General features: G+C 62.0%; 2 protein-coding genes. Both read left to right on the top strand.

The window, feature by feature from the left end; translation table 11 throughout:
* A partial coding sequence (locus tag ACFX59_RS18275) for an IS1 family transposase (protein WP_387434479.1) occupies positions 1-432 on the top strand: 432 nt, incomplete at its 5' end.
* Positions 433-467: 35 nt separating this feature from the next.
* On the top strand, positions 468-788 hold the full coding sequence (locus ACFX59_RS18270) for a hypothetical protein (protein ID WP_307101650.1): 321 nt from the start codon (positions 468-470) through the stop codon (positions 786-788).
* The last annotated feature ends 11 nt before the right edge of the window (positions 789-799 follow it).

Genomic DNA, 799 nt, shown 5'->3' with positions numbered 1-799 from the left:
CCTCCCCTTGCAGGGGGACTGTTTACACCGGCCGCATTGTGGATTCTTGTCTGTTCCTGTGATTTGAGGCGGGGGGATGGAATGCGTTGCCCAAGGTGTGATGGGACTGACCTGATCAAGCGGGGCCGGAAGGCGGGGCATCAACGCTATGTGTGCCGGGCGTGCGGTCGATACTGCACCGACAGCCAACCCCGGTTCAGTGCCGAGACCAAGGCGCTGGCGATCGAGATGTACATGAACAGCATGGGCATCCGGGCGATCGGCCGGGTGCTGGGAGCATCACCGGCCGCGGTTCTCAAGTGGATCCGCAAGGAACATGCAGCGCTGCAGCAGAAACTGGCATATGCCGCTCCGGTCGACACCGGGGAGCCCGATGTCATCGAGATGGACGAGATCTACGCCTACATCCAAAAAAACGGCAGCGAGCGGTAATCTGGACGGCGTACAGCCGCCGGCATCGACGCGTCGTGGCCTATCATGTGGGCGATAACGGCGTCAGAAGTGCGACTGCCATCTACGCGCTGGCCAAGGCCGCCGTCGGTCAGATCAGCGCCATCTTCACCGACGCCAACTCCTGCTACCACCTCGCCTTCCAGCGGATCGGCGCTCCCGAACCCCACCAGCAGACCAAGGCGCAGACGCATCTGATCGAAGCGTCCAACGCCTCGTTCCGCGACATGCTGGCTCGCTTCAACCGCCGAACCAAGCGCGCCTCCAAGACCCAAAACATGCTCGAGATCACCCTCGACATATTCCTCGCCAGAAAACGCCTGCAGAGTCCGGGGTAAACACTCCCCCT

The sequence above is a fragment of the Sphingomonas sp. NCPPB 2930 genome (assembly GCF_042867205.1).
Lineage (GTDB): Bacteria > Pseudomonadota > Alphaproteobacteria > Sphingomonadales > Sphingomonadaceae > Sphingomonas.
Note: the sequence above shows the minus strand (reverse complement) of the source record. Positions and strands in the feature narration are given on the sequence as shown.